Genomic DNA, 20,848 nt, shown 5'->3' on the forward strand with positions numbered 1-20,848 from the left:
GACGCGCCGTTGAGCGCCGCGCAAAGCGACGCTCGCGCACCGCTCCAATCTCAAGCGGCGCCACGGAAACGAACATGACTATCTGCACATCTTCTTCCATCCGGACTCTAACCGTCGGCTCTGGCTTCTTACCAGATCTGCTGACCCCGTGTCGACATGCAAGTGCGGTCGACCCAAGTTAGCGCTTTAGCGCTTACTTGGGTCCCATGCAACGTAGTTGCACAGATCCAAACACAATGACGACACAGGCGCTCGCGGGCTCGCCGGCTCACGCTTTCGCGTTGCCGGCATACCGCCGGTGGGGAATTTCACCCCGCCCTGAAGACGCACTGATTGCCGGATCGACCGGCTGGCGAAGCATACAACAGTCGCGCGGACGCTGCAGCGCAACCCCTACTGTTCACACGGACATCGCCGCTTCACGGCACATCCGCCTGACAAACCTCATTCGTCAAACCGGCGCGGCCTGGCGCGTCAAATCATGCGGAGCGGGCACGTCCCAGCGCGGCGGCGTTTCCGCCTTCAGCGTCACACGAAACGCGCGCGCCTCGGTGTCGCCGGGATTGCGCAGGCTGTGCGGCTGATCGGCGTCGAACACGATCGCGTCGCCGGTGGCCAGCAATTGGCGTTGATCGTGCACGCTGACTTCCAGCGTGCCTTCGCTCACCACCAGATTCACCGTGGTACCCGGCGCGCGCCGCGTGCCGGCTTCGGTATGCAACGGCGCGATACGCAACTCGTGAAACTCCGCAGCGGTCGGCTCGGCGTCGGGATAAAGCGGCCGGGCCGAGTAGCGGCCGTTCGAACTGACGAGCCGCGACGAACGCTCGGCCGGCAAATGCTCGAAGCCATTGGTCGCATGACGCCGCAGGAACGCCGCCACCGACACCTTCAACGCCGCTGCCACCTTGCACAGCACCTTGATCGACGGCACGCTGCGCGCCGATTCGATTTGCGCGAGCATCGCTCGCGAGACGCCCGAGGCGCGGGCCAAAGCGTCGAGCGACAGTTGGCGCTCGGCGCGCAAACGGGCGAGATTCACGCCGACCAGATGCTCAAGAGCATCGAAGGGTTCACCGGCACGCGACGACGCCTCGGTGTCAGCCGTGGGATCGCGAACCAGCGCAAGCGGGGAATGCATGATTGCCTCCAGAAGCGCCGCCGGACGGCGGGCAAGCGGTTAGTGGAAGCAAGATAGCATCGCGCCTCGCCGCGCCCAACGAAGTTATCTTCACACTGTTATCAGCATTGCGGAGGACGATTCTCGCAAAGCTTGTGCGAATTTTTCATATGGGCGCAATGGGGTTGGAATCCGCACACTCAGGCGCGCTGCGCGACGGTCGAGGCCGACGCATCCGTCCGCGCGGCAAACCACGTCAGCACCAAAGCCACAACACTCACCGCCGCCGCAACCCAAGGCAGCGTATCGAGCGAATGACCGTGATTGATCACCAGACCGCCGAGCCACGCGCCGCCCGCATTGCCCACATTGAACGCCCCGATATTCAGCGTGGAAGCCAGATTCGGCGCCGCAGCGGCCTTCTCGACCACGCGCATCTGCAACGGCGGCACGGTCGCAAAAGCCGCAATGCCCCACACGAAAATGGTGATCGCCGCGGCCACCTGCGAATGACTGGTCCGCGCGAAGATCGCCATCACTACCGCGAGCGCCACCAGAATGCCCATCAGCGAAGGCATCAGCGCACGGTCGGCGAGCTTGCCGCCCACGGTATTGCCGATTGTGAGACCCACGCCGAACAACACCAGAATCAGCGTCACGCCACGCGGCGAGAAGCCGCTGATCTGCTCGAGAATCGGTGCGATATAGGTGAACACGACAAATACGCCGCCGAAGCCGAGCACCGTCATCGCCAGCGCGGTCCAGACTTGCGGGTCCTTCAGCACGCGCACTTCGTGGCCCAGGTTGGCCGGACCGGAATCGTGACGATTCGGCACCAGCGCAGTCACGCCTGCGAGCGACAGCACGCCGAACGCGCTAATGATCCAGAATGCCGCGCGCCAGCCGAACTGCTGGCCGACGAACGTACCGAACGGCACGCCGAGCACATTCGCCAGCGTCAGGCCGGTGAACATCATCGCAATCGCGCTCGCGCGCTTTTCAGCCGGGACCAGCGAAGCCGCCACCACTGCGCCGATGCCGAAGAACGAGCCATGCGCGAACGACGTCACCACGCGCGCGATCATCAGCACGGAATAGCCGGACGCGATCGCGCACAGCGTATTGCCGACGATGAACACCCCCATCAGCAACTGCAATGCGAGCTTGCGCGGCATCCTGCTGGTGATCACCGCGAGCAGCGGTGCGCCGACCGCCACGCCGAGCGCATAGCCGCTCACCAGCAAACCGGCCGACGGAATCGACACGGCCAGATCGCGGGCGACTTCGGGCAGCAAGCCCATGATCACGAACTCGGTCGTGCCGATCGCGAAAGCGCTGATCGCCAGCGCCAGTAAGGGAATGGGCATTTTTCTACTCCAGGTTCTAAAGTTGAGCGTGTCAGTTGCGTTGAGCGTGGCGCAGCGCGGTCACGAATTCGATGACCACACCAGGCGCGAGCGCCACGAACAGTTGCAGTTCGGCTTGCTGCGGCCCCATCGGTGGCACTTCCGCGAGCTGATAAGGCGTGTCCGCCACCTGCAAGCGCTGCAATAGCGCCCGCCATTCGTCCGTGCTCTCCAGCCGGAAAGCGATGTGGTCGATGCGCGGTGCCGCCCTGCCCGCAATGGCGGGTACCGTCGCGTCGATCAGATGAATCAGCGGGCGGCCGTTCGCATACAGCCAGTAGCCATCGATCGAAAACGGCGGCCGGGCACCCACCGTCAACCCGGCGACGTCGACGAAAAAACGCCGGGCGGTATCGAGTTCGGCGGTGACGATCGTTGCGTGATCGAGTTGCATGGTGTGGGTTGCCTAAAGCACAAGGGCACAAAAGGCACAAAGGCACAAAGGCACAAAGGGTTTACGAGGATCGCATTGTGAGGCCGACGTATTAATTTGATAATTGGCGTAGCATTTGAAGCATTTTCAAATTATTTGGAAAGATCGAGATGGATAACCTTGGTGACATTCGCCTTTTCGTCGAAGCCGCGCAGCAGGGCAGCCTCTCCGCTGCGGGCCGCAAGATGGGCCTGACGCCGGCCGCCGCCAGCGCGCGGCTGGCCAAACTCGAAGCCGGCCTGAAAGCGCGCCTGTTCGAACGCACCACCCGTCAGTTGCGGCTCACGGACGAAGGCCGCCTTTACCTGAACTGCTGCCGCCAGGCGCTGCAATCGCTCGACGACGCCGAAGCCGCGCTGCAAGCCGGCCAGGGCGTGGTGCGCGGCAAAGTCCGAATCTCGGCAACGTCGGACTTTGGCCGCAACCTGCTGATGCACTGGCTCGACGAGTTCAACGCGCTTTACCCGGAGGTGACCTTCGCGCTGACGCTGTCGGACTCGCTATCGAATCTGGTGCAGCAGGACATCGATCTGGCGATCCGCTTCGGCGTCCCGCAGGACAGCTCGCTGATTGCCCGCATGCTGGCGCCGAACCGGCGCGTGCTGTGCGCGTCGCCGGAATACATCGCCCGCAAGGGTGAGCCGAAAGATCCGCAAGATCTGGCCAATTTCGACTGCATCGTGCTCGGCACCGCGTCGGGGCCGGTCAACGAGTGGCGCTTCACGCGCGGCGACGAAGTGCAGCACTACACGGTGCCGCTCGAGACCTCCCGGGAAACCAACGACGGCGCCGTGGCCCGCGAATGGGCGCGGCGCGGCTACGGGATCGTCATCAAGTCGATGTGGGACGTGGAAGCGGACTTGCGCTCCGATTGCCTGAAAATCCTGCTGCCCGAATGGCGCTATCCGGATGCGCCATTGCATGCGCTTTACCACCGCAACCGTTTCATGGCGCCGCGCGTGCGGGTCCTGCTGGATTTTCTGGGCGAGCGCTTCGCGCAGGTGTCGGACGAACTGGAAGGCCTGCTGGGCTTGCCGCCGGAGCAGCCGCGTGCAAAGGTCGCGGCGGAAACCGCAGCCGATCAAGGGCTATAATATTGAGTTACGCAGCAAACGTGCGTTGAACCTGGAGCCTGAATGGCTCAGACCGGGCCCTAATGGTGCCCAAGCGGTGCCCAGGCGGCTTGCCAGAGCAGGCGTTCACGCGGCTGCCCAAGCGCCGCGCCGCGCCGCGCCGCGGCCCGTCGGCACGTTTTCATCCCTCTTCACCTTTTAAACGACGCCCCCAGGTTAACCACTGCGACCGGCGAAATTCGATGACCAAGAAAGTTTATGTAAAGACCTTTGGCTGCCAGATGAACGAGTACGACTCCGACAAGATGGTCGACGTACTCGGCGCGGCCGACGGACTCGTCAAGACCGACACGCCGGAAGATGCGGACGTCATTCTCTTCAACACCTGCTCGGTGCGCGAAAAAGCGCAGGAAAAGGTTTTCTCCGATCTCGGCCGCGTGCGCGAGTTGAAAGAAGCGAATCCGGATCTGATCATCGGCGTGGGCGGCTGCGTGGCGAGCCAGGAAGGCGCGTCGATCGTGGCGCGCGCACCGTATGTCGACCTGGTGTTCGGTCCGCAAACGCTGCACCGTCTACCGCAAATGATCGACAAGCGCCGTGAAAGCGGCCGCGCCCAGGTCGATATCTCGTTCCCGGAAATCGAAAAGTTCGACCACCTGCCGCCGGCGCGCGTCGACGGTCCCACGGCCTTCGTGTCGATCATGGAAGGCTGCAGCAAGTACTGCAGCTACTGCGTCGTGCCGTACACGCGTGGCGAAGAAGTGTCGCGGCCGCTCGACGACGTGTTGACCGAAATCGCCGGCCTCGCCGATCAGGGCGTGCGTGAAGTCACGCTGCTCGGCCAGAACGTGAACGCTTACCGTGCCGGTATCACGCTCGGTTCGAACGAAATCGCCGACTTCGCGCAGCTGATCGAATACGTCGCCGATATTCCGGGCATCGAACGGATTCGCTACACCACGTCGCATCCGAAGGAATTCACGCAGCGCCTGATCGACACCTACGCCAAGGTGCCGAAGCTCGTCAGCCACCTGCACCTGCCAGTGCAGCACGGCTCCGACCGCATCCTGATGGCAATGAAGCGCGGCTACACCGTGCTCGAATACAAGTCGGTAATCCGCAAACTGCGCGCGATCCGTCCGGACCTGTCCTTGTCGACCGATATGATCGTCGGCTTTCCCGGCGAGACGGAGGAAGACTTCGACAAGATGATGGCGTTGATCCACGAGATGAAGTACGACACCAGCTTCTCGTTCATCTACAGTCCGCGTCCCGGCACGCCGGCCGCGAATCTGCACGACGACACGCCGCGTGAAGTGAAGCTCAAGCGCTTGCAACATCTGCAGGCCACGATCGAAGAAAACGTCCAGCGCATCAGCGATTCGATGGTCGGCAAAATCGAGCGGATTCTGGTCGAACGCCCGGCGCGCAAGGATCCGAACGAACTCGCTGGCCGCACCGAGAACAACCGCGTGGTGAATTTCCCGGCGCCGGTCGCGTCGCACGCACGGCTGATCGGTCAGATGGTGGACGTGAAAATCGTCCATGCGTACCCACATTCGTTACGTGGCGAGCTCGTGCTGGTGCACGACGACACGCCCGCGACCACCCACTGAGCGACGCCCGCCCGGCGTCACGAACCCGACAGGATCGATCCACCGCCTTGAAGACCACTCAGCAGCATCTGGAATTCACCGCACCGCGCGACGACAACGCGCGGCTCGCCAACCTCTGCGGACCGCTCGACGAAAATCTGCGGCAGATCGAGCAGGCGCTCGACGTCACGCTGCAACGCCGTGGCCACCGCATCACGATTCGCGGGCGCGGCGCGAAACTCGCGCTCACCGCGCTCGAAAAGTTCTACAACAACTCGCAGGAGCCGCTGTCGGTGGACGACATCCAGCTCGCACTCGTTGAAGTGCGCCACCCGGCGCGCCATCGCGCGAACGGCAATGGTAATGGCGACGAAGCCGGCGATCCGCGCTTTCCGGGCAATCCGGATCATCCGTTCGACCAGCCCGCCGACAACGGCGACGACGACCTCGAAGAACTCGGCCCGAAGCTGTACACGCGGCGCGCCGATCTGCGTGGCCGGACGCCAGCGCAGCGCGAATATCTGAAACAGATCATCGCGCACGACGTGACCTTCGGCGTCGGTCCGGCGGGTACGGGCAAGACCTATCTCGCGGTGGCCTGCGCGGTGGACGCGCTGGAACGCGATCAGGTCAAACGCATCGTGCTGACGCGGCCGGCCGTCGAAGCGGGCGAACGGCTCGGCTTCCTGCCGGGCGATCTGGCGCAGAAGGTCGATCCGTATCTGCGACCACTGTACGACGCGCTGTACGACCTGCTCGGCTTCGACAAGACCGCCAAGATGTTCGAGCGGCAGATGATCGAAATCGCGCCGCTCGCCTATATGCGGGGCCGCACGCTGAATCACGCGTTCATCATCCTCGACGAGGCGCAGAACACCACGCCCGAACAGATGAAGATGTTCCTCACGCGGATCGGCTTCGGCTCGAAAGCGGTCGTCACCGGCGATACGACGCAGGTCGACTTGCCGCGTGGCGCGAAGAGCGGGCTGATCGAAGCGCAGCAGGTGTTGTCGGACGTGCGCGGGATCGCGCTGACACGCTTCACCAGTGCCGACGTGGTGCGGCATCCGCTGGTCGCGCGAATTGTGGAGGCGTACGATGCGCATTCGCTGAAAACCGCCGGTCCGGCGGATTCTCGCTGATTTGCGGCGCCGATTTGTGGCGCTGATTGCGCGGCGCCGATTTGCGGTGCCGCGCAATCAGTGTTGAATTCCACGGGATATGCTGCAGCAAACCTGGCAACACATCGATTACGCATGAGCCGCGCTCCCAAACTAACGTTGAACCTGCAATTCCCCGCCGCCAAAGCCTGGCCGGAACACAAGGCGCTGCTGCCGCGCGCCACCGTGGCCGGCTGGATCAAGGCAGCACTGTTTGCAGACGGCGAACTGACCGTGCGTTTCGTCGACGCCGAAGAAGGCCGCACGCTGAACCGCACCTATCGCGGCAAGGATTATTCGACCAACGTGCTGACTTTCGCGTACGCCGAATCGGAAGACGATCCGGTGACGGGCGACCTGATTCTGTGCTGTCCGGTGGTGGAGAAAGAAGCCGCCGAACAGGGCAAGCCGCTCCTCGCGCACTATGCGCATCTGCTGGTGCACGGTACGCTCCACGCCCAAGGCTACGACCACGAAGTCGAGGAAGAAGCCGAGGAAATGGAAGCGATCGAAACCGAAATCCTCGGCAAGCTCGGCTTTCCCGATCCTTATCAATAGTCGTTGCCCTCACCGTTAGAAGCCATTGTGAGCACTTCCTCCCCTGAAGCCGATACTCAAAAAATGCCCTGCCCGGACTACCCGCCCGCGCTCGGCGAATCGCGGCTGCTGACGGACGAGGAGTTGCGCGCGTCGCTTGAATGCACATTGCGCGACTGGGACCGCCAGCGCGATCTCTGGTTATTCGGCTACGGTTCGCTGATCTGGAATCCTGGCCTGCCGACGGTCGAAGCCGCCCGCTCCAGGGTGCATGGCTACCATCGCGGCCTGTATCTGTGGTCGCGCGTGAACCGCGGCACGCCCGAACAGCCGGGCCTCGTGCTCGCGCTCGATCGCGGCGGCTCGTGCTCCGGCATCGCCTTCCGCCTTGCCGCCGAAGGTGCGATGCCGCATCTGGAAGCGCTCTGGCGCCGCGAAATGCCGATGGGTTCGTATCGTCCGGCATGGCTGCCCTGCGTGCTCGCCGACGGCCGGCGCGTCGACGCGCTCGCGTTCGTGATGCGCCGCGACGTGCCGACCTACACCGGCAAGCTGCGCGACGAAGTCTTCAAAACCGTGTTCGGCTGTGCGTGCGGCCGCTACGGCACCACGCTCGACTACGTCAGCCGCACGGTGCATGCGCTGCGCGAAAGCGGCATGCCCGACCGCGCGCTCGAAGCGCTGCTCGAGCGTTGCCGGGAAGCTGGCGATGCGGAGGGCGCAGCGTCCGCGTCCTCGCAGCCCCGGGCCGAAGACAGCAAATAAACGCCGCTGCCGCGTGCACACGCGCCATGAGTCATGCTTTTTTGCTCGAAAACGCTTTTCCCCGCGTAATCAGTTAGGATTGACCCACGCCCACCGTCCGCGGCCGGGCGGTTTCATCCAGCTGCACTCATCGCCCAGCCCGGCGGGACACGGTCCTGCCATGTGCCTGGTGTATCCTTAATGCTCTGCAACAGCGCGCCCAGTCTCGCCGGGCGCACTACCATGAACGACACGTATCCCAGTCGACACCGAACTAGCGACAAACCACAGGAAAAGCGCTCACTCCTCGAGCGCCTGACCGACTTCATCTCGCCTGAGCCCGACACACGCGCCGAACTTCTGGAAATCCTGCAGGACGCGCACGAGCGCAACCTGATCGACGCCGACTCGCTGTCGATGATCGAAGGAGTGTTCCAGGTGTCCGAGCTCAGCGCGCGCGACATCATGGTGCCGCGCGCACAAATGGACGCGATCAACATCGCGGACAACCCCGCCGAATTCATCCCCTATGTGCTGGAGAAAGCGCACTCCCGCTATCCGGTCTACGAGGGCAATCGCGACAACATCATCGGTGTACTGCTCGCGAAAGACCTGCTGCGCTACTACGCCGAAGAAGAATTCGACGTGCGCGGCATGCTGCGTCCCGCTGTCTTCATCCCGGAGTCGAAGCGCCTGAACGTGCTGCTGCATGACTTCCGCGTGAATCGCAATCACCTCGCGGTGGTAGTCGACGAATACGGCGGCGTGGCCGGCCTGATCACGATCGAAGACGTGCTGGAACAGATCGTCGGCGATATCGAAGACGAATACGATTTCGACGAGGAAAGCGGCAACATCATCGCCTCGCCGGACGGCCGCTTCCGAGTGCGCGCGCTCACCGAGATCGAGCAGTTCAACGAAGCGTTCGGTACCCATTACTCGGACGATGAAGTCGATACGATCGGCGGCCTCGTCACCCATCATTTCGGACGGGTGCCGCATCGCGGCGAAAAAGTCCGCCTCGACGATCTGATCTTCGAGATTCTGCGCGGCGACGCCCGCCAGATTCACATGCTGCTGGTCCGCCGCGATCCGCTCGCCGGCCAGCGCGAGCGCGAAGCACAGCACGTGCAGACCTGATCCGCTTCTTTTCCTCGCTTTTTCAACTCCTCACGCCGACCGCGCAACAATGGCCGACCCGATTACATCCCGTTCGCGCCGCGGCGTGAGTCCCTCTGCCGCTCAGGAATCGCGCGGCCGTGCACTGCCCCGCTGGCATTACCTCGTCGCGCTGGTCGCCGGTGCGGCCAATACGCTGTCGTTCGCGCCGACGCCGCACGGCGGCTGGCTCGAACTCGTGATCTTCGTGTTCTTCTTTGCGTGGCTCACGCGGTCGACCGGCTGGAAAAGCGCGGCGCTGACTGGCGGCGCGTTCGGCTTCGGCAACTATGTCACCGGCGTCTGGTGGCTGTACGTCAGCATGCACTACTACGGCGGCATGGCCGCGCCGCTGGCAGGCGCGGCGGTCGTGCTGTTTTCGCTGTATCTGGCGGTGTATCCGGCGCTGGCCGCGGGCGTCTGGTCGTTCTGCGCGGGGCACGCGCGCAACGGCGCGGCAGACGCCGACAGGCCTTTCTCGCCGACCTGGCACGGCGCGCTGGCTTTTGCGAGCGCGTGGGCGATTGGTGAATGGTTGCGCGGCACCGTGTTCACCGGCTTTCCGTGGCTCGCCAGCGGTTATGCGCAGGTGGACGGGCCGTTTGCCGGGTTTGCGCCGGTGGCGGGTGTGTACGGCGTCGGCTGGATGATGGCGTTGACGGCGGCGTTGGTCGTGCAGGCGCTGGTGGCGTTGCTGCCCGCGCGCGGGCAGCGCGATACCGTTGACGCCAGCCATGCTGGAAATGCCGGCAATCAGGCCAAACGCAGTGTCGCGCGGGTCGCGGTGCCGGGCGGAATCGCGGTTGCGCTGATCGCGGCCGGCCTGCTGCTGCCGCTCGCGCAATGGACCTTGCCCGCCAATGCGCCGCTGACGGTGCGTCTGCTGCAAGGCAACGTCAAACAGGACATGAAGTTCGAAGAAGCCGGCATGCGCGCCGCGATCGATCAGTATCAGCAAATGATCACGTCGAAGCCGGCTGACCTGATCGTCACACCGGAAACCGCGATTCCAGTGCTCGCGCAGCAATTGCCGCCGCAGTTCGCATCGGCGGTGCGCAGCTTCTCGGACACGACCGGCACCGCGATTCTGTTCGGCGCGATCGGCGGCACCATCACACCGGAAGGCCAGGTGATCGACTATACGAACAGCCTGTTCGGCGTCACACCGGGCACGCGCGACGTGTATCGCTACGACAAACACCATCTCGTACCATTCGGCGAATTCGTGCCGTGGGGCTTTCGCTGGTTCGTGAATCTGATGAGCATTCCGCTCGGCGATTTCGCGCGCGGTGCGCCGGTACAGAAGCCGTTTATCGTGCATAACCAGCCAGTCGCTGTTGATATCTGCTACGAGGATATTTTCGGCGAAGAGATTGCGCGGACTATTCGCGAGAGCGATACGCCGGCGGGCGTGCTGGTCAACTCGACCAATCTCGCCTGGTTCGGCGACACGATCGCGTTGGATCAGCATCTGCAGATTGCGCGCATGCGCTCATTGGAAACCGGCCGGCCGATGCTGCGCGCCACCAACACCGGCATGACCGCCGCGATCGATGCGCATGGCAAGGTGATCGGGCGATTAAAGCCGTACACGATCGGCTCGCTCGATGTGACGGTGCAAGGCACGTCGGGCAGCACGCCGTATGTGACGAGCGGGAATAACACCGTGCTGGCGGTTTCGGTGTTGCTGCTGGCTTTTGGGTTTGCGTTCGGGCCGGGGATTACGCGGCGTCAAAACGGCAAGAAATAAGCCACCAATGAGCACTGGCTCAGTGAGCTGGCCGGTTCTACACGGAACGGTAGCCCTGCTCAATCGCGGTTGACGAACAACCATAAAAAACGCGCGCTTCGGGGAAAACCGAGCGCGCGTTTTTGTTCGAAAGCAACGCGGCAAATCGATGTCGATTGGACGACACAAGCGGCCACGGCACTCAATGGTCTTCGCTCAATCCGCCGGCACCGTATCAATAAACGACTGACGCAACGAAAGCTTCTGGAAATGCTTATCCAGATTCGGATACGTCTCGCGCCAATTCAACTCAGGCATGCGGAAATCGAGGTAGCCCAACGCGCAACCCACGGCGATGTCCGCGAGCGTGTAGTGATTGCCCGTGCACCACGGCTTGCTGCCCAAGCCCTGCGACATCGCGATCAGACCTTCGTCGATCTTGCGTTGCTGCCGCGCGACCCACGTGTCCACGCGCTGCTCGGGTGTACGCTGGGTGCCTTCGAGGCGAATCAGCACCGCGGCGTCCAGCATGCCGTCGGCGAGCGCTTCCCAGCACCGCACTTCAACACGCTCACGGCCCGACGGCGGAATCAGCTTGCCGACCGGCGAGAGCGTATCCACGTATTCGCAGATCACCCGCGAGTCGAACACTGCTTCGCCGTCTTCCATCACGAGGCACGGCACCTTGCCGAGCGGATTGAAGGTGTGAATCGTGGTGTCCGCCGCCCAGACGTTCTCGGGCACGAGTTGATAATCGATCTTCTTGTCGGCCAGAACGATCCGCGCTTTACGCACGAACGGACTGGCGAGCGAACCGATGAGTTTCATCATGACCATCTGCCTTTTCTTGAATTCGGCGAAAGTATAAGTGGTCGGGGGCTTTCCCGAGCGCAGCGAAGGTGCTTCGCAAGCCGCATGAATGCACGCTGTGGATGGATTGCAACATTGCCGCAACACTCGCGCGCCGTCTACCCGGCCGAACGGCTAACGCTGCCGGCGCGGGCGGCACGCGTCATTGCACGCGCCCCTGAAATGGCCGGCCGGCATGCGGCGCCGGACGCCCACGGCAGGCAAACGGTCTGGCGCGGCCCAAACCGGTCAGCGCTGCGGCCCTTCTCCCGCCAGTATCCACGCAAAATAAGTCGCCGCATTGGGCGCTACAATCGCAACATGAACCAGCCGACTGAACCCACCATCGCCATCGACGTCTACCGCACGCGCCGCGAGCGCGTACTCGCCGCGCTGCGCGCAGCGGGCGGCGGCGTCGCCATCGTGCCCACCGCGCCGGAAAAGCTGCGCAACCGGGACGCCGACTACCCCTACCGGCACGATAGCTACTTCTACTATCTGACGGGTTTCACCGAACCCGAGGCGTTGCTGGTGCTCGACGCAAGCGCCGCGACGGGCGAGCCGGCTTCGATCCTGTTCTGCCGTGAGAAGAACGTTGAGCGCGAGACGTGGGAAGGTTTCCGTTTCGGGCCAGAGGGCGCACGCGAGGCGTTCGGCTTCGACGCCGCCTTCGCCGTCAGCGAAGTCGATACGCAACTGCCACGCATTCTTGCCGACAAGCCATCGCTGCATTACGCGCTCGGCAGCTCCGTGGAACTGGACGAGCGGGTGCGCGGCTGGCTCGACGCCGTACGCGCACAAGGCCGCAGCGGCGTCGCCGCGCCCACCGTCGCGCGTGATCTGATTCCGCTGCTCGACGACATGCGGCTCATCAAGGACCACCACGAACTCGCCATCATGCGTCGCGCGGGACAGATTTCGGCGCAGGCGCACCGGCGTGCGATGGCCGCCTGCCACCCCGGCGTGCGCGAGTACGAACTCGAAGCCGAGCTGCTCTACACGTTCCGCAAATTCGGTGCGCAGGCGCCGGCTTATACGTCGATCGTCGCCGCGGGCGCGAATGCCTGCGTGCTGCACTATCCGGCCGGCAACGCGATTGCAGAGGACGGCGACCTGATCCTGATCGACGCCGCCTGCGAACTCGACGGCTACGCGTCCGACATCACCCGCACCTTCCCGGCGAGCGGCCGCTTCACGCCGGCGCAGCGCGAGCTGTACGACATCGTGCTGGCCGCGCAGCAGGCTGCCGTCGACGCCACCCGCGCCGGCGCCACGTTTGACGATCCGCACCAGGCCGCCATGCGCGTGCTGGCGCAAGGTCTGCTCGACACTGGCATCGTCGACCGAACGAAGTTCGCCTCGGTCGACGAGGTGATCGCCGAGCGCGCCTATGCGCCGTTCTATATGCACCGTACCGGCCACTGGCTCGGCATGGATGTGCACGATGTCGGCGACTACCGCGAACGCGGCGCAGCGCGCGACGAAGCCGGCGCGCTGCCGTGGCGCACGCTGCAGGCGGGGATGACACTGACCATCGAGCCCGGTCTGTATATCCGTCCGGGCGAAGGCGTGCCCGAGCGCTACTGGAACATCGGCATCCGTATCGAGGACGACGCGATCGTCACGCAAGCCGGCTGCGAGCTGATTACACGCGACGTGCCGGTGGCGGCCGACGAGATCGAGGCGCTGATGCAGCAAGCCCGCCCGGCCCAGGAAGCAAAGCGGTAAACCAGGCAGCAACCCAAGGAAGCAACCCGCAATGAACGACGTTCCCCAGTCGACGGTAATTCTAAAACCGGCCGTATCCGATCATCCCTTCGATTTCGACGTGACGATCGTCGGCGCCGGGCCGGTCGGGCTGGCCCTTGCCGGCTGGCTGGCACGCCGCAGCGCGACGCAGGCGCTAAAGATCGCGCTGATCGACGCGCGCGAGCCGGAAGATTCGATTGCCGATCCGCGCGCGATTGCTGTGTCGCAGGGCAGCCGGATGATTCTCGAACCGCTGCGCTGGCCCGCGGACTCAACCGCGATCCAGCGTATTCACGTATCGCAGCGCGGTCATTTCGGCCGCACGCTGATCGACCACAGCGAGCACGGACTGCCGGCGCTCGGCTACGTGCTGCGTTATGGCTCGATCGTCCATGGTCTCGCCGAAGCGGTTCACGCAACCTCGGTGCACTGGTTCCGCTTGACATCCGCGTCGGCGCCGACTCAGGAACTCGACGGCGTCACGCTGCCGATCGAAACCGCGGGCGTCACGCGTCATTTGCGTACGCGAATTCTGGTGAATGCCGAAGGCGGTCTGTTCGGCGACCAGAAGTCAGGCAAGCGCGCCGGTGGCAAGCCGGGCAGCCTCGCCGGCGAAGGCGACACACGCGATTACGGGCAAACCGCGTTGGTCGGCACGGTCAGCGTGTCCGCGCCGCAACCGCATGTGGCATGGGAGCGCTTCACGTCGCAAGGGCCGATCGCGCTGCTGCCGATGAGCGGCGTGCGCGGCGCCGATTACGCGCTGGTCTGGTGCTGCGCGCCCGACGAAGCTGCGCGCCGCTCGCAACTCTCCGACGACGAATTCCTGCATGAACTCGGAGCCGCATTCGGCAATCGCATGGGCCGCTTCACGCAGATCAAAGGGCGCGCGTCTTTTCCGTTGGGACTGAACGCGGTCGATACACTCGTGAACGGCCATGTAGTGGCGATCGGAAATGCGGCACAGACGCTGCATCCGGTGGCCGGTCAGGGTCTGAACCTCGGTCTGCGCGACGCGCATGCGCTCGCCGATGCCTTGTCGGCGGAAGGTCCCACTCCGCTCGCCCTGGCTACGTTCGCGCAGCGCCGCGCGCTGGACCGGCGCCTGACGATCGGCGCCACCGACACACTCGCGCGCCTCTTCACCGTCGACTTCCCGCCGCTTGCCGCGTTGCGCGGTCTCGCCCTCACTGCGCTCGAATTCGTGCCGCCGGTAAAAACCGCACTGGCGCGACAAATGATGTTCGGTCAGCGTCGCTGAACGCGCCGCCCGCACGCGTCTCACAGCCGTTGCAGCTTTTTGCGGACACGCACGCTGAGCCGCGCGAGGGCGGCCGGTTTTATGAATCCGGCCACTTTCATAGAAGATTTAATGAGTTACGACTGACGCAAGTCGGGTGTCGGCTACCTGTTAACGCTAAAATAGCGGTTTTCCCTCGCATTTCGCGAATGCTCCGATTGACAGAATCTGAAAAGAAACTGAAGCAATCGGTCGCAGACGCGTCCACGTCATGCCCACTCTCGGCTCCCACAATCTGCGTAATAACCTGTTCGTCGCGCCCATGGCCGGCGTGACCGACCGGCCGTTCCGGCAATTGTGCAAACGACTGGGCGCGGGCTATGCGGTGTCGGAAATGGTCGCCTCGAACGCGCAGTTGTGGAAAAGCGAAAAGACCATGCGCCGCGCCAACCACACGGGCGAGGTCGAGCCGATCGCCGTGCAGATCGCCGGCGCGGATCCCGCCATGATGGCCGAAGCCGCCCGCTACAACGTGGCGAACGGCGCGCAGATCATCGACATCAACATGGGTTGCCCCGCCAAGAAGGTGTGCAACGTGGCGGCGGGTTCCGCCTTGCTGCAGAACGAGCCGCTGGTGCAGCGCATCGTCGAGGCGGTGGTGAGCGCGGTGGGCGTCGGGCCCGACGCGGTGCCCGTCACGCTGAAGATCCGCACCGGCTGGAATCGCGACAACAAGAATGCGTTGTCCGTCGCGCGGCTGGCCGAGGCCGCCGGCATTGCCATGCTGACCGTGCACGGCCGCACCCGCGCCGACCTGTATCACGGCGACGCCGAATACGAGACCATCGCGGCCGTCAAAGCGGCGGTGCGCATTCCGGTGGTCGCCAATGGCGACATTACGTCGCCGCAAAAAGCCCGCGAGGTGCTCGCCGCCACCGGCGCCGACGCCATCATGATCGGCCGCGCCGCGCAGGGGCGCCCGTGGCTGTTCCGCGAGATCGAGCATTTCCTGCAAACGGGCGAGTTGCTGCCGCCGCCGCGCATCGACGAAATCCAGCAGGTAATGAACGAGCATCTCGAAGATCACTACGCGTTCTACGGCGAATTTACGGGTGTCCGCACCGCGCGTAAGCATATCGGCTGGTACACTCGCGGCCTTTCTGGCGCCAACGTGTTCCGGCACCGCATGAATACGCTGGACACCACGCGCGAACAACTCCTCGCCGTCAACGAATTCTTCGACGCCCAAAAGGCGATCTCCGACCGCCTCGTCTACGTCGACGAGACGCTCAGCAAGAACGACGGCGAGCCGGACCATCCCGACCAACTAGCAGCATGAGCAAGAACAATATCGAACAATCTGTCCGCGACAGCCTGGGGATGTATTTCCAGGATCTCGACGGCTCCAATCCGCACGACGTCTACGACATGGTTATTTCATGCGTGGAAAAACCCCTGCTCGAAGTGGTGCTCGAGCAGGCCGGCGGCAATCAGTCGCTGGCCGCCGAGTATCTCGGCATCAACCGCAATACGCTGCGCAAGAAGCTGCAACAGCACGGTTTGTTGTAGTTTCAGGCGCCCTGCCACGTTTCCCTTCGGCTTTTCGTCTTCATCATGATCAAGCAAGCGCTCATCTCCGTTTCCGACAAGTCCGGCATCGTCGACTTCGCCAAGTCGCTGTCGGACCTCGGTGTCAAGATCCTGTCGACCGGCGGCACCGCGAAACTGCTCGCGGACGCGGGTCTGTCCGTCACCGAGGTCGCCGACTACACGGGCTTCCCGGAAATGCTGGACGGGCGCGTGAAAACGCTGCATCCGAAGGTGCACGGCGGCATTCTGGCGCGCCGCGACCTGCCGGAACACATGGCTGCGCTTGAAAAGCACGACATCCCGACGATCGATCTGCTGGTCGTGAATCTGTATCCGTTCGTGCAGACCGTGTCGAAAGAAGAGTGCTCGCTGGAAGACGCGATCGAGAACATCGACATCGGCGGCCCGACCATGCTGCGTTCGGCCGCGAAGAATCATCGCGACGTGACGGTGGTGGTCGATCCGGCGGATTACGCGGTCGTGCTCGATGAAATGCGCGCGAACAACAATACGCTCGCCTATAAGACCAACTTCCGTCTGGCCACCAAGGTGTTCGCGCACACCGCGCAATACGACGGTGCGATCACGAACTACCTGACGAGCCTGACCGACGAGCTGCAACATACGTCGCGCAATGCTTACCCGGCAACGTTCAATCTGGCGTTCAACAAGGTGCAGGACCTGCGCTACGGCGAAAACCCGCATCAGAGCGCCGCGTTCTATCGCGACCTCGTCGTGCCGGCAGGCGCACTGGCGAACTACAACCAGTTGCAAGGCAAGGAACTGTCATACAACAACATCGCCGATTCCGATGCGGCGTGGGAATGCGTGAAGACGTTCGACGTGCCGGCTTGCGTGATCGTCAAGCACGCGAATCCATGCGGCGTGGCAGTGGGCGCGGACGCCAACGAAGCGTATGCGAAGGCGTTCCAGACCGACCCGACCTCGGCGTTCGGCGGCATCATCGCGTTCAACCGCGAAGTGGACGAAACCGCTGCGCAAGCGGTCGCCAGGCAGTTTGTCGAAGTACTGATCGCGCCGTCGTTCAGCGCTGAAGCCCGCCAGGTGTTCGCCGCCAAGCAGAACGTGCGTTTGCTGGAAATCGCTTTGGGCGAAGGCCATAACACGTTCGATCTGAAGCGCGTCGGCGGCGGTTTGCTGGTCCAGTCGCTCGATTCCAGGAACGTGCAGCCGCGCGAATTGCGCGTGGTCACCAAGCGTCATCCGACGCCGAAGGAAATGAACGATCTGCTGTTCGCATGGCGCGTTGCGAAGTATGTGAAATCGAACGCGATCGTGTTCTGCGGCAACGGCATGACGCTCGGCGTCGGCGCGGGTCAGATGAGCCGCGTGGACTCGGCGCGGATTGCGAGTATCAAGGCGCAAAACGCCGGTCTCACGCTGACCGGTTCGGCGGTGGCGTCGGATGCGTTCTTCCCGTTCCGTGACGGTCTCGATGTGGTGGTCGCGGCAGGCGCGACCTGCGTGATCCAGCCGGGCGGCTCAATGCGCGACGACGAAGTGGTCAGCGCGGCGGATGAGCACAACATCGCGATGGTTTTGACCGGGGTGCGTCACTTCCGCCATTGATGCGGGTAGTTTGGCGAGTGCTGCGTGCTGGTTTGTGAGGTGACGCTTGCCGGACTGGGTTGAGCGAACGGCCCGGGGGAGTTTCCGCCGGGCCGTTATTTTTTGGGCGCGTCCGGGTCCTTTCTCGCGTAGCCTTCCTTCACCTCAACATGTTGGCTGATATAGGTGCTTAGCCCCTGCCCTCGCCGCGCGAGTCGCTTGAGCGTGGCGACGTGCTTCGCGCCGACGCTCGCCTTCGTGTACCAATACACGACGCCCGGTTTAAAGCGGACCGCGACGAAGTCGTCGCCGATTTCGTATGCATCAACGCCTGAGTCGCCGCTCAGATTCTGGTAGCGCTCCATACGCGATCACTCCCTTTTCAACGTGTGCGGCAGCAGTTTTTATTCCACTGACATCGCCGCACATCGACCGTCGCACGGCGCGTTCGTTGTAGTATCGCAGGCACCTGGTTTTCACCGCACATGCGGCATCTCATGAGAATTCTCGGCATCGACCCCGGCTTGCGTGTGACTGGTTTCGGCGTAATCGATCAAAGCGGACACACGCTCAGCTACGTCGCAAGCGGCGTCATCAAGACCGCCGACGCCGACCTGCCGTCGCGTCTCGGCACCATTTTCGAGGGCATTTCCACGCTGATCCGTCAGCATTCTCCGGATCAGTCGGCGATCGAAAAGGTGTTCGTCAACGTCAACCCGCAATCCACCCTCCTGCTCGGCCAGGCACGCGGCGCGGCAATCTGCGGATTGGTGGCAGGCGGCGTGCCGGTCGCCGAATATACGGCGTTGCAATTGAAGCAGGCGGTAGTCGGCTACGGTCGCGCGACCAAGGAGCAGATGCAGCAGATGGTGGTGCGTCTGCTCAACCTCTCCGGCGTGCCCAGCACCGACGCCGCCGACGCCCTCGGTATGGCGATCTGCCATGCACACGGCGGCACGACGCTCAGTACGCTGGGCGCCATCGCGCCTTCGCTGGCGAAGAAGGGTCTGCGCGTCAGGCGTGGGCGGTTGGTGGGGTAAAGGCGCCAAGACAGCGTCTGGTACAAATCGCCGCTCGGGGACATCGATCGAAAGCGTCAACCATGTCCTCGTACACCACGCCCGCCACGCACTCGCTGCGCTACACTCGCCCTTTCTCTCAAGATTGAATCCGCCATGATCGGTCGCATTGCCGGCGTTCTGCTGGAAAAAAACCCGCCGCATCTGCTCGTCGACTGCAACGGCGTCGGTTACGAAGTCGACGTGCCGATGAGCACGTTCTACAACCTGCCGTCGAACGGTGAACGCGTCGTGCTGCTCACGCAAATGATCGTGCGCGAAGACGCACATCTGCTGTACGGCTTCGCCACCGCCGAGGAGCGCTCCACCTTCCGCGAGTTGCTGAAGATCACCGGCATCGGCGCACGCATGGCGCTTGCGGTGCTGTCGGGCATGAGTGTGGGAGAACTGGCGCAAACCGTCACGATGCAGGACGCAGCGCGTCTGACGCGCGTGCCCGGCATCGGCAAGAAGACGGCCGAGCGGCTGCTCCTCGAACTGAAGGGCAAGATCGGCGCCGACCTTGGCGCGCTGGCGGGCGCCGCGTCGGCCTCCGACCACGCCTCCGATATCCTGAACGCACTGATTGCATTGGGTTACTCCGAAAAAGAAGGGCTGGCGGCCATCAAGAATGTGCCGGCCGGCACCGGCGTTTCCGAAGGCATCAAGCTTGCGTTGAAGGCGTTGTCGAAGGGCTAAAAGCTCCTGAGGCCGCAAACCTTGGCCGTTCGGCCAAGTTTCGCAACCGGGCGCGCGCGGTACAATAACCGCATGATCGAAACCGACAAACTCGCCGCCGAGCGCATCATCGCGGCCACGCCCGTCTCGCCGAACGAAGAAGCGTTCGAACGCGCGTTGCGCCCGCGCCAGCTCGAAGAATATGTCGGGCAGGAAAAAGTGCGCGGTCAGCTGGAAATCTTCATCGAGGCCGCCAAGCGCCGTTCCGAATCGCTCGACCACGTGCTGCTGTTCGGGCCGCCGGGTCTCGGCAAGACCACCCTCGCACACATCATCGCGCGGGAAATGGGCGTCAATCTGCGGCAGACCTCCGGTCCGGTGCTCGAACGCGCCGGCGACCTCGCCGCGCTGCTCACCAATCTCGAAGCCAACGACGTCTTATTCATCGACGAAATCCACCGGCTCTCGCCGGTCGTCGAAGAAATTCTGTACCCGGCGTTGGAGGACTATCAGATCGACATCATGATCGGCGAGGGGCCGGCCGCGCGCAGCGTCAAGCTGGACCTGCAGCCGTTCACGCTGGTCGGCGCAACCACCCGCGCGGGCATGCTGACCAATCCGCTGCGGGACCGCTTCGGTATCGTCGCGCGGCTCGAGTTTTACAACGCCGAAGAGCTTGCCCGCATCGTCACGCGTTCGGCGTCGCTGCTGAATGCGCAGATTCATCCGGACGGCGCGTTCGAAATCGCCAAGCGCGCGCGCGGCACGCCGCGGATCGCGAACCGACTGTTGCGCCGCGTGCGCGATTTCGCCGAGGTCAAAGCGGACGGCAACATCACCGCGCAAGTCGCTGACGCCGCGCTCAAAATGCTCGACGTGGACGCGGTGGGCTTCGATCTGATGGACCGCAAGCTCCTCGAAGCGATCCTCCACAAGTTCGACGGCGGCCCGGTCGGCGTCGACAATCTGGCGGCCGCCATCGGCGAAGAGCGCGACACGATTGAAGACGTGCTCGAACCGTATCTGATCCAGCAAGGCTTCCTGCAGCGCACGCCGCGTGGCCGAGTCGCCACGCTGCTCACGTACCGGCACTTCGGTCTCGCCGCGCCGGACTCCTCCAGTCCCATATCCGGGCTGTGGGATGCGGCCGCAACCTGAGC

The 20,848-nt window shown here is 63.6% G+C and carries 20 protein-coding genes and 1 riboswitch; of the genes, 15 read left to right on the plus strand and 5 right to left on the minus strand.

The window, feature by feature from the left end:
* Nucleotides 1-84: 84 nt before the first annotated feature.
* Nucleotides 85-330, minus strand: a riboswitch (FMN riboswitch).
* Between the two features lie 121 nt (nt 331-451).
* From PQR53_RS21150 to PQR53_RS21160, 3 genes are all read right to left on the minus strand, one after another.
* A complete protein-coding gene (locus PQR53_RS21150) occupies nt 452-1,141 on the minus strand; it encodes a helix-turn-helix domain-containing protein (protein WP_408457913.1) in 690 nt (229 codons plus the stop codon).
* 179 nt (nt 1,142-1,320) lie between these two features.
* Nucleotides 1,321-2,487 carry an MFS transporter gene (locus PQR53_RS21155; protein ID WP_408457916.1) on the minus strand — a complete coding sequence of 389 codons (1,167 nt, stop codon included), beginning with the start codon at nt 2,485-2,487 and terminating at the stop codon, nt 1,321-1,323.
* Nucleotides 2,488-2,518: 31 nt separating this feature from the next.
* On the minus strand, nt 2,519-2,920 hold the full coding sequence (locus tag PQR53_RS21160; protein WP_408457919.1) for a VOC family protein: 402 nt from the start codon (nt 2,918-2,920) through the stop codon (nt 2,519-2,521).
* A gap of 149 nt (nt 2,921-3,069) precedes the next feature.
* On the opposite strand from PQR53_RS21160, the gene PQR53_RS21165 reads away from it, so the two are divergent.
* The 7 genes from PQR53_RS21165 to lnt all read left to right on the plus strand — a co-directional run bounded on the left by PQR53_RS21165 (nt 3,070) and on the right by lnt (nt 10,976).
* Nucleotides 3,070-4,053: a LysR family transcriptional regulator gene (locus PQR53_RS21165; RefSeq protein ID WP_408457921.1), complete on the plus strand. Its 984-nt coding sequence runs from the start codon at nt 3,070-3,072 to the stop codon at nt 4,051-4,053.
* Between the two features lie 221 nt (nt 4,054-4,274).
* Nucleotides 4,275-5,648: a tRNA (N6-isopentenyl adenosine(37)-C2)-methylthiotransferase MiaB gene (gene miaB / locus PQR53_RS21170; protein WP_408457924.1), complete on the plus strand. Its 1,374-nt coding sequence runs from the start codon at nt 4,275-4,277 to the stop codon at nt 5,646-5,648.
* 47 nt (nt 5,649-5,695) lie between these two features.
* On the plus strand, nt 5,696-6,769 hold the full coding sequence (locus PQR53_RS21175) for a PhoH family protein (RefSeq protein ID WP_408457927.1): 1,074 nt from the start codon (nt 5,696-5,698) through the stop codon (nt 6,767-6,769).
* A 114-nt stretch (nt 6,770-6,883) separates the two neighbouring features.
* The gene (ybeY, locus tag PQR53_RS21180; RefSeq protein ID WP_106354199.1) at nt 6,884-7,345 is read left to right on the plus strand and encodes an rRNA maturation RNase YbeY; all 462 of its coding nucleotides are present in this window, start codon (nt 6,884-6,886) and stop codon (nt 7,343-7,345) included.
* 63 nt (nt 7,346-7,408) lie between these two features.
* Nucleotides 7,409-8,089, plus strand: a complete 681-nt coding sequence (locus PQR53_RS21185; RefSeq protein WP_408458052.1) for a gamma-glutamylcyclotransferase — start codon at nt 7,409-7,411, stop codon at nt 8,087-8,089.
* A gap of 222 nt (nt 8,090-8,311) precedes the next feature.
* The gene (locus PQR53_RS21190) at nt 8,312-9,208 is read left to right on the plus strand and encodes a CorC family transporter (protein ID WP_408457930.1); all 897 of its coding nucleotides are present in this window, start codon (nt 8,312-8,314) and stop codon (nt 9,206-9,208) included.
* Nucleotides 9,209-9,257: 49 nt separating this feature from the next.
* Nucleotides 9,258-10,976, plus strand: coding sequence for an apolipoprotein N-acyltransferase (lnt, locus tag PQR53_RS21195; protein WP_408457933.1), 1,719 nt, complete (start codon nt 9,258-9,260; stop codon nt 10,974-10,976).
* A 195-nt stretch (nt 10,977-11,171) separates the two neighbouring features.
* Here the strand turns inward: lnt and PQR53_RS21200 are convergent, their stop codons facing one another.
* Nucleotides 11,172-11,786: a glutathione S-transferase C-terminal domain-containing protein gene (locus PQR53_RS21200; protein ID WP_408457935.1), complete on the minus strand. Its 615-nt coding sequence runs from the start codon at nt 11,784-11,786 to the stop codon at nt 11,172-11,174.
* Nucleotides 11,787-12,125: 339 nt separating this feature from the next.
* On the opposite strand from PQR53_RS21200, the gene PQR53_RS21205 reads away from it, so the two are divergent.
* The 5 genes from PQR53_RS21205 to purH all read left to right on the plus strand — a co-directional run bounded on the left by PQR53_RS21205 (nt 12,126) and on the right by purH (nt 17,973).
* Complete coding sequence (locus PQR53_RS21205) at nt 12,126-13,532, plus strand: aminopeptidase P N-terminal domain-containing protein (protein ID WP_408457938.1); 1,407 nt, start codon at nt 12,126-12,128, stop codon at nt 13,530-13,532.
* A gap of 31 nt (nt 13,533-13,563) precedes the next feature.
* Complete coding sequence (locus tag PQR53_RS21210; protein ID WP_408457940.1) at nt 13,564-14,814, plus strand: UbiH/UbiF/VisC/COQ6 family ubiquinone biosynthesis hydroxylase; 1,251 nt, start codon at nt 13,564-13,566, stop codon at nt 14,812-14,814.
* Between the two features lie 250 nt (nt 14,815-15,064).
* Nucleotides 15,065-16,132: a tRNA dihydrouridine synthase DusB gene (gene dusB, locus PQR53_RS21215; protein WP_408457943.1), complete on the plus strand. Its 1,068-nt coding sequence runs from the start codon at nt 15,065-15,067 to the stop codon at nt 16,130-16,132.
* On the plus strand, nt 16,129-16,362 hold the full coding sequence (locus PQR53_RS21220) for a Fis family transcriptional regulator (RefSeq protein WP_007180440.1): 234 nt from the start codon (nt 16,129-16,131) through the stop codon (nt 16,360-16,362). Before dusB ends, PQR53_RS21220 begins: the two co-directional genes overlap by 4 nt.
* Before the next feature lie 45 nt (nt 16,363-16,407).
* Nucleotides 16,408-17,973 carry a bifunctional phosphoribosylaminoimidazolecarboxamide formyltransferase/IMP cyclohydrolase gene (gene purH / locus PQR53_RS21225; RefSeq protein ID WP_408457946.1) on the plus strand — a complete coding sequence of 522 codons (1,566 nt, stop codon included), beginning with the start codon at nt 16,408-16,410 and terminating at the stop codon, nt 17,971-17,973.
* A gap of 95 nt (nt 17,974-18,068) precedes the next feature.
* On the opposite strand, the gene PQR53_RS21230 is transcribed toward purH, so the two are convergent.
* Nucleotides 18,069-18,317, minus strand: a complete 249-nt coding sequence (locus PQR53_RS21230) for a hypothetical protein (protein ID WP_408457949.1) — start codon at nt 18,315-18,317, stop codon at nt 18,069-18,071.
* A 132-nt stretch (nt 18,318-18,449) separates the two neighbouring features.
* Here PQR53_RS21230 and ruvC point away from each other — a divergent pair, with 132 nt between their 5' ends.
* The 3 genes from ruvC (at nt 18,450) to ruvB (ending at nt 20,846) form a co-directional block, all read left to right on the plus strand.
* Nucleotides 18,450-18,992, plus strand: coding sequence for a crossover junction endodeoxyribonuclease RuvC (gene ruvC, locus PQR53_RS21235; protein ID WP_408457952.1), 543 nt, complete (start codon nt 18,450-18,452; stop codon nt 18,990-18,992).
* Between the two features lie 135 nt (nt 18,993-19,127).
* Entirely contained in the window at nt 19,128-19,709 is a 582-nt protein-coding gene (gene ruvA / locus PQR53_RS21240; protein WP_323046746.1) for a Holliday junction branch migration protein RuvA, read from the plus strand.
* A 72-nt stretch (nt 19,710-19,781) separates the two neighbouring features.
* Nucleotides 19,782-20,846: a Holliday junction branch migration DNA helicase RuvB gene (gene ruvB, locus PQR53_RS21245; protein ID WP_408457956.1), complete on the plus strand. Its 1,065-nt coding sequence runs from the start codon at nt 19,782-19,784 to the stop codon at nt 20,844-20,846.
* Nucleotides 20,847-20,848: the final 2 nt, after the last annotated feature.

Origin of the sequence: Paraburkholderia fungorum (assembly GCF_046027605.1) — a bacterium.
Taxonomy (GTDB): Bacteria; Pseudomonadota; Gammaproteobacteria; order Burkholderiales; family Burkholderiaceae; genus Paraburkholderia; species Paraburkholderia fungorum_F.

Bases quoted from the DNA above. Each gene is read 5' to 3' on its own strand.
- PQR53_RS21220 (WP_007180440.1), top strand. From the start codon at position 16,129: ATGAGCAAGAACAATATCGAACAATCTGTCCGCGACAGCCTGGGGATG.
- ruvC (WP_408457952.1), top strand. From the start codon at position 18,450: ATGAGAATTCTCGGCATCGACCCCGGCTTGCGTGTGACTGGTTTCGGC.
- PQR53_RS21160 (WP_408457919.1), bottom strand. From the start codon at position 2,920: ATGCAACTCGATCACGCAACGATCGTCACCGCCGAACTCGATACCGCC.
- PQR53_RS21185 (WP_408458052.1), top strand. From the start codon at position 7,409: ATGCCCTGCCCGGACTACCCGCCCGCGCTCGGCGAATCGCGGCTGCTG.
- ruvB (WP_408457956.1), top strand. From the start codon at position 19,782: ATGATCGAAACCGACAAACTCGCCGCCGAGCGCATCATCGCGGCCACG.
- PQR53_RS21200 (WP_408457935.1), bottom strand. From the start codon at position 11,786: ATGATGAAACTCATCGGTTCGCTCGCCAGTCCGTTCGTGCGTAAAGCG.
- ybeY (WP_106354199.1), top strand. From the start codon at position 6,884: ATGAGCCGCGCTCCCAAACTAACGTTGAACCTGCAATTCCCCGCCGCC.
- PQR53_RS21230 (WP_408457949.1), bottom strand. From the start codon at position 18,317: ATGGAGCGCTACCAGAATCTGAGCGGCGACTCAGGCGTTGATGCATAC.
- PQR53_RS21165 (WP_408457921.1), top strand. From the start codon at position 3,070: ATGGATAACCTTGGTGACATTCGCCTTTTCGTCGAAGCCGCGCAGCAG.
- PQR53_RS21205 (WP_408457938.1), top strand. From the start codon at position 12,126: ATGAACCAGCCGACTGAACCCACCATCGCCATCGACGTCTACCGCACG.
- ruvA (WP_323046746.1), top strand. From the start codon at position 19,128: ATGATCGGTCGCATTGCCGGCGTTCTGCTGGAAAAAAACCCGCCGCAT.
- PQR53_RS21190 (WP_408457930.1), top strand. From the start codon at position 8,312: ATGAACGACACGTATCCCAGTCGACACCGAACTAGCGACAAACCACAG.
- PQR53_RS21155 (WP_408457916.1), bottom strand. From the start codon at position 2,487: ATGCCCATTCCCTTACTGGCGCTGGCGATCAGCGCTTTCGCGATCGGC.
- lnt (WP_408457933.1), top strand. From the start codon at position 9,258: ATGGCCGACCCGATTACATCCCGTTCGCGCCGCGGCGTGAGTCCCTCT.
- dusB (WP_408457943.1), top strand. From the start codon at position 15,065: ATGCCCACTCTCGGCTCCCACAATCTGCGTAATAACCTGTTCGTCGCG.
- PQR53_RS21210 (WP_408457940.1), top strand. From the start codon at position 13,564: ATGAACGACGTTCCCCAGTCGACGGTAATTCTAAAACCGGCCGTATCC.
- PQR53_RS21150 (WP_408457913.1), bottom strand. From the start codon at position 1,141: ATGCATTCCCCGCTTGCGCTGGTTCGCGATCCCACGGCTGACACCGAG.
- miaB (WP_408457924.1), top strand. From the start codon at position 4,275: ATGACCAAGAAAGTTTATGTAAAGACCTTTGGCTGCCAGATGAACGAG.
- purH (WP_408457946.1), top strand. From the start codon at position 16,408: ATGATCAAGCAAGCGCTCATCTCCGTTTCCGACAAGTCCGGCATCGTC.